Annotated in this window: 7 protein-coding genes; 3 read left to right on the top strand and 4 right to left on the bottom strand. The window is 43.0% G+C overall.

Annotation, left to right across the window (positions count from 1 at the left end; all coding sequences use genetic code 11):
* Nucleotides 1-376: 376 nt before the first annotated feature.
* The 3 genes from VF675_RS13240 to def form a co-directional block, all read right to left on the bottom strand.
* Nucleotides 377-2,416 carry a TonB-dependent copper receptor gene (locus VF675_RS13240; protein WP_440205346.1) on the bottom strand — a complete coding sequence of 680 codons (2,040 nt, stop codon included), beginning with the start codon at nucleotides 2,414-2,416 and terminating at the stop codon, nucleotides 377-379.
* 63 nt (nucleotides 2,417-2,479) lie between these two features.
* Entirely contained in the window at nucleotides 2,480-2,914 is a 435-nt protein-coding gene (locus VF675_RS13235; RefSeq protein ID WP_154321168.1) for a DUF2946 family protein, read from the bottom strand.
* A gap of 115 nt (nucleotides 2,915-3,029) precedes the next feature.
* On the bottom strand, nucleotides 3,030-3,560 hold the full coding sequence (gene def, locus VF675_RS13230; RefSeq protein WP_440205345.1) for a peptide deformylase: 531 nt from the start codon (nucleotides 3,558-3,560) through the stop codon (nucleotides 3,030-3,032).
* A gap of 119 nt (nucleotides 3,561-3,679) precedes the next feature.
* Here def and VF675_RS13225 point away from each other — a divergent pair, with 119 nt between their 5' ends.
* From VF675_RS13225 to VF675_RS13215, 3 genes are read left to right on the top strand one after another with little or no spacing between them, the layout of a single operon-like run.
* Nucleotides 3,680-4,837: a LysM peptidoglycan-binding domain-containing protein gene (locus VF675_RS13225; protein WP_070155503.1), complete on the top strand. Its 1,158-nt coding sequence runs from the start codon at nucleotides 3,680-3,682 to the stop codon at nucleotides 4,835-4,837.
* Nucleotides 4,838-4,854: 17 nt separating this feature from the next.
* Complete coding sequence (gene dprA, locus VF675_RS13220) at nucleotides 4,855-6,078, top strand: DNA-processing protein DprA (protein ID WP_004970117.1); 1,224 nt, start codon at nucleotides 4,855-4,857, stop codon at nucleotides 6,076-6,078.
* 48 nt (nucleotides 6,079-6,126) lie between these two features.
* Nucleotides 6,127-6,696 carry an L-threonylcarbamoyladenylate synthase gene (locus VF675_RS13215; protein WP_004970120.1) on the top strand — a complete coding sequence of 190 codons (570 nt, stop codon included), beginning with the start codon at nucleotides 6,127-6,129 and terminating at the stop codon, nucleotides 6,694-6,696.
* 34 nt (nucleotides 6,697-6,730) lie between these two features.
* Here the strand turns inward: VF675_RS13215 and VF675_RS13210 are convergent.
* The coding region (locus VF675_RS13210) for a zinc ribbon domain-containing protein (protein WP_440205347.1) at nucleotides 6,731-6,879 on the bottom strand (149 nt) is incomplete at its 5' end.

Genomic DNA, 6,879 nt, shown 5'->3' with positions numbered 1-6,879 from the left:
CAGAAAGTCAACATGCAATGTTGATTTTATTTTCAAACCTATCTACTCAAAACAAACTCAATTAATCTTAAACCAATCAACCAAGCTATTGTTTTTCAACAAGTTTTTATCAACATCGCCGCCGATGGATGTGCATTATAGGCCAAATATTTTGCCATGCAAGGCTTTTTGTAAAAGAAATATTTCGAGTGTTTATTTTATAAACCCAAAAATAGATAAGCTACTGTTTTATCTCATAAATTTATTTTAATAAAAATCTGTGCAATTCTTCAAAATACAATCACAAGATTTAATCTATTGTTTTATATGAAATTGTTCTAATAAAAAAGTAAAAAGCAGAGCCTAAACCCTGCTTTTGGTTTAAATAAAGTTCAAATTAGAACTTCATACTGATACGCGCCCAATAGTTACGACCAATATTGTTAAATTGCTCATTTGCAGCAAAACCCAAACCTGCATTACCCATTTTGTTTAAATGCTCGGTATAAGTTTTATCTAGTACGTTATCAACACCCACAGACACATCAACACTTTTATTGAGGTTATAGCTGCCATTTAAAGACAACACGCCAAAGCCACTGCTCTCTTTGAGGTCGTAACCTACGATATTACCTTCATCTTTACTTATACGACTTTGACCATCGACTACACGTAATAATGCACCTAAAGTGTATCTATCTTGAACATAGCGTAGGTTTAAACGTCCTTCCAAAGGTGAAATTTGTGGTAACGGCGTATTGTCTGTGGTGTTTTCACCCCACGCATACATGGCACTCACATCAGCTTGCAAAGCATCGGTAAATTGATAACCCATACCAACTTCTGCCCCAGCAATGGTTGCATCCACATTGCGCGTATGCGCATCTGTCATACTCGTATATTTAGTTAGAATATAGTCATTAATCAAACCCGCATAAGCCGATGCCCAAGAACTAAATGCACCATGCTCATGTTGATAGCCAAAATCCAGTTGAAGTGTTTTTTCAGTATCAATATTTTTAAATGTATTTGGATTACCATTTCCTGATTTTGGTGTAAATAATTCCCAATAATCAGGCATACGCTCTACATAACCCAAACCGACATACGTTTTTGCATCATGGTGTGGATGCTGATTTTCCAAACGGATAAAACCACTTGGCAAGGTTTCTTTACGTTGTTGAGCCGTTTGTACTGCGTCTACTTCGATCTGATCAACACGTATACCTGTAACCAACTTATTATGATCATTCAGTTCATAACTCAGCTCACCAAAACCACCATAGGATTGAAATTCCATATCGGTTGTTACAGGGAAATTCATTTTCGGCATTGTGGCTGAATACATGCCTTTACCATGCTTATTCTGTTGACTATCAATACCTGTAATAAACTGCAATTTATCCCACTCATGTGTCACCGCCATACGCGCATTTAAAGTACGGCGAGTCACATTCATGGCAGATTTAGCTTCCACAAGTTCTTTAGTCATGTGGTGTTCTGCCATTCCCACTTTACGCAGACTATAATTGTCCATCACGTGATCATTAAAGCTATAGTTCACCTGTGCTTCAATTTTCTTAATAACATCGGTGATGTTATTCTTTTCTACACGCAAACCCAAACTTTCGCGGTCAAATTCAGAACCGTCCATCATGCGGCCCGCATAAACCACTTCAGCATCACCACGACCACCCGTCAGTTCTAGCCAAGTGTTTTCATCGGGTGTCCAGCCTAAAGCGAGATCGGCATTCCAACGCTCCCAATCCGAAGGAACAGTTGTACCATTGCCATCTTTATAGCTATCTGCTACAGAACGGTTGGCGTTTAAACGGATGTATTTATGCTCATCGCCCGCTGCTGCTTCAACATTATGATCTAAACGGCCAAATGACCCCATCAAGACACTGGCTTGGCCACGATAGTTTTGACCTTCACCAAATTGCTCAGGCTTACGCTCAAACAATACCGTTGCAGCCGAACCTGTGTTGGCATATTGCACCGTTTGCGGCCCTTTAATCACGGTAATTTCATCAAAACTTTCTGGTGAAATATAAGAGGTTGGTGAATCCATACGACTCGGGCATGCACCTAAATTTTCAGAGCCATCAGTTAAAATTTTAATACGTGAACCAAACATGCCACGGAAGGTCACATCACCATTGGTACCCGCACCACTGTTGACAGCACTAAAGCCAACTATGCTTTGCAAATAGTCTGCACCATCTGTGGCTGGAATCGGCTGAATGGGTTGTTTTGGATTAGCACGAACCACCAAACCATTGGCATCATTGCCCTGTTGTGCGGTTGCAACAATAGGCGCAAGACTATGCGTATTCGCAGACAGCATACTTTGATCGGCAAACGCACTTGCTGAATAGCAGGCAACACAAACTGCAGCCGCAATGGGCTGTAATAAAAATTTAGGCTGAGCCATTTTATTTCTCACTTCAAAACATAAATACAGTTAGGGTCAAAGCAGACCCGAAAAACATTGAATTTATGCAAAGTGAGGTGGAGCACGTCCCTGCGGAAGTAAAAAGAGTTGCTGAAGTGCAAACCAAACGTGTTGAAAACGTTTTTGGAAAGCCAAAAGACGTACCTGAATGCGATCAAGCACCTCTTTAAGCTCTAATTCAGGTGGCAAGACCAAGTTGCCATAGACCGTACAATACTGACATTGATGTGAAGCATCGTGATGATGATGTTCATGCTGTACGGTCAGTTGCTGATCATCGGTCTGTGATGTAGATGAATGTGCAGTATGCGAAGAATTTGTATGCACTGCGTGGGCTTGTGGCAACAAAAGTGCACGCGTGATGGTTTCACAGACTGGCGCAACTTGATATTGCTCAGGCAGCAAAGGCTGTAAAAATACAGCAATCTGTAAAAAAACTGCGATAAATGAAAGCAGTAAGCCACTACGCAACAACAAAAACATCTATCCTGAATTTGTGTGGCGCAAGTATAACAAAGCCCAATCGAAATTGGGCTGATTTTTAGGCTTTGGTCTAAACTTGCGCGTCTAGTCTTCTTGATTGTTCTACGTCTTAACGCTTGACCGCGACTTTTTCTTTCTGACGCTGGCGCACTACTTTTTCGACTTTTTCACGGGCACGCTGACGCTTGAGCGGCGATAAATAATCGACAAATAACTTGCCATTTAAGTGATCCATTTCATGTTGAATACAAACAGCGAGAAGTTCATCCGCTTCTAGCGTAAAGGATTGACCCTCAAGGTTAATCGCTTCAATTTTTACGCGTGACGGACGCTCAACTTTGTCGTATATTTGAGGCACTGACAAACACCCTTCTTCATATGGTTGGGTCTCTTCAGTCAATGGGGTAACTTTAGGGTTAATGAAGACCATGGGTTGATCTTTATTTTCAGATAAATCCATGACAATCAGCTGAATATGATGATCGACCTGTGTGGCTGCCAGACCAATTCCTGGTGCGGCATACATCGTTTCAAACATATCTGCAGCAAGCTGACGAATCTCGTCGGTGACTTCTTCGACTGGTTTGGCAATGGTACGCAAACGGGCATCCGGGAAACTTAAAATAGGTAATAAGGTCATGGGACATCCTCACTTATGCCATTGATCAAAAAACCGAATGAAGGAATGCTTCATCAAAAAAATGTGTGTAAGATCGTTATTATAACGCAACTACATACATAATTTTAGGAATTATGATAATGAAAAAGGTTTTGACAGACACATCCTCTTTTCGTGTCTTGGGGTTTAAAAAGCAAGTTTTAGCACTCGCGGTATGTCTCACAGTGGGACTTGGTGCGATCAGTGTGGCTGAAGCAGCACCTGCACGAAACATCAATCCGCCTGCCTTAAAAGCCAGCGCACCAAATGTGTATGTGGTAAAAAAAGGCGATACCTTATGGGATATTTCCAAAAAATTCCTGAACAACCCATTACGTTGGCCTGAAATTTGGGCAAGTAACCGTCACGTAAAAAATCCACACTGGATTTTCCCAGGTGACCGTTTGTTGATGTGTACCTACGAAGGTCGCCCTATTATTGGTAAAGATGAAGGCGATGGCTGTGAAGGCATTATTCGTCGTTATGCAGGCAAGAGCACCAATTTACAGCCGCAAATTCGCGTGGAGTCTTTAAATAATACCATTCCTGTGATTCCACTTGACTACATCAAACACTGGTTAGAGCGCAGCAGCATTATTGCCGCAGATGCGTTACAAGGCACACCATATATTTTAGGTACTTCTGATCAACGTGTTTTAGCTGCTAAAGGTCAAAGTGTGTATGCACGTGGTGCAGGTCTGGAAGTAGGTCAACGCTACGGTGTATATCGTGAAGGCGAACCGTACATGCTGACCGATGCCAATGGTCAAAAATTCAATGCAGGCATTGAACTCACTCAAGTTGCTGCAGGTATTGCAGTACGTGGTGAAAATGACATCACCACACTTGAATTGACCGATACCTACAATGCCGAAGTGCGTCGTGGTGATCGCGTCTTACCAATTTATGACCCAATGCTGCCAACCTTGTTCTACCCAACGCATGCTGAAAATGTCAGCACAGGTGGTCAAGTGCTACGTGTGATGGGTTCGATTGGTACTGCAGCAAAACACAGTGTTGTGGCAATTGATCGCGGTACATTACATGGCGTGCAATCTGGTCATGTGTTTAGCGTAGCGCAAAAAGGCGAAGTGGTCACCGACCCGAAAACCAAAGAACGTGTTCAGCTTCCAGGCGAACGTATTGGCAATATCATGGTCTTCAAGAGCTTTGACCACATTAGCTATGCCTATGTTTTAGACAGTGAATTACCAATTAAAGTCGGTGCGAGCTTACAAGCACCACGAATGGACGACTAAAACGGTTTAAGATGGTGATGTTGAATTCATTCAGCCCACAGCAAATCAACTACATTTTGTTGTGGTATTTGGTTCAACATTCACTGTCTAGTTTTTCCAAACTCGTACAACATTATGGTTCCGTGGCTGCCGCAGTGCAGCCCGAACACCTCCTCACATGGTCAGATGTGCGCATTCATGCCAACCATCTACAACGCGCCAAAGAATATCTCAGCCCAACAGGGCAACTCGCCTTTGAACAATGTCTGAATCAACTGCAACAGCAGTGCGATTTTATTCTAACTTTGGACGATGCGGACTATCCCAATCAGTTACGACCCTATTCCAACAAGCCACCCATTTTATTTGGGCAAGGCAATGCACAGGCTTTGTTGCAAGCGCAAATTGCGATTGTCGGCAGTCGCAAAGCCAGCCCGCATGGTCGGCAAGTGGCTTATGATTTTGCTTATTATTTAAGTGAACAAGGGTTCTTTATCAATAGTGGTTTGGCACAAGGTATTGATGAAGCCGCACATCAAGGTGCTTTGCAACATCAACGTACCATTGCAGTCATGGGCACAGGTTTGGACAGCACTTATCCAAGTGCACATCACAGCCTGCGCCAAAAAATTGTAGAATCTGGTGGTGCCGTGATTACGGAGTTTTTACCACAGACTAAGCCCTTACAGCAACATTTTCCACGACGTAACCGTATTGTCAGTGGACTAAGTTTAGGCGTGATTGTTGCTGAAGCCAGTTTAAATAGTGGCTCGCTGATTACCGCGAAACTGGCAGCAGAGCAAGGCAAATTAATTTTTGCCATTCCAGGACATATTTACAGTGAATTTCATCAAGGTTGCCACCAATTGATTCGTGAAGGTGCAATTTTAGTGGATCATCCTGAACAAGTGATTGAAGATTTAGCCCTACCCACCCAATGGCAATATCAACAAAACCAAATAGCATCAAGCCAAAATCAGACTACAGCAGCTTCAACAAAAGCAAAATTATCTACACCACCGACTGAAGCAATACTTCAAACCACCACAACAAAAACAGCAGATACAAGTACACCGCATATTCCCGAGCATTTATTGGCACTGTATCAACAACTGGATTGGGTCGGACAAAGCATCGATCACTTGGCACAGCAACTGAATTTAGATATTGCCACACTCACCAGCGCATTAATGGAACTGGAACTCATGGGCTTCTGTTTACAACAATCAGGTTTATATCTGCGTTGTCGTCCACTCAAATAAGGTTCACAATAAGCGCCTATTTCACGTTTCTGTTTAGGTAAAACTCCCATGATTACAACTTCTGTCACCGAAGCCGCTGCATGTCTACAACAAGGACAGGTACTGGCCTATCCTACAGAGGCGGTTTGGGGATTGGGATGTGATCCATATAATCAACAGGCATTTTTGGAAATTTTGCGTCTGAAACAGCGTCCGATTGAAAAAGGTGTGATTTTACTGGCAGGACATCTGTCACAAGTAGAGCATTTGCTGCAGGATTTAAACCCCGAAATGCGAGATCGCGTAATTGCGTCATGGACGAATACTTATCCCACAGATCGAGCAACCACCTGGCTATTACCCAGCACAGCCGCAATTCCAGAGTGGATTACAGGTCAACACCCCAAAGTAGCGGTGCGCGTAACCAATCATCCTTTATGTATGGCGTTATGCCATGCCTTTGATGGCTTTATTGTATCGACCAGTGCCAATCCTGCGGGACTTGCCCCTGCACGCTCTTTGCAAGAGACAACGCAATATTTCCATCAACAATTGCACTACTTAAATGGTGATTTGGGTTTAAGCCAGCAACCTAGCCGTATTTTAGATGCAGAGAGTGGGGCAGTGATTCGCGCCTAGCTTTAGACAAATTTTAGTTGACATCCTCCCCGACCTAAAGGACGGAGATTCCTACTGCTAGACGCTCATGTCCGAGCGCAAGAATATTCAGTGCGGAATTTACATCCCGATCATGGAGCGTACCGCACTCCACACACTGCCACTCTCTTATTCCAAGTCCTGCTCTACCTTTCGGACTACTAT

The sequence above is a fragment of the Acinetobacter sp. Lyrl_1 genome (assembly GCF_051948795.1).
Taxonomy (GTDB): Bacteria; Pseudomonadota; Gammaproteobacteria; order Pseudomonadales; family Moraxellaceae; genus Acinetobacter; species Acinetobacter towneri.
This window is presented reverse-complemented; position numbering and strand designations above follow the sequence as displayed.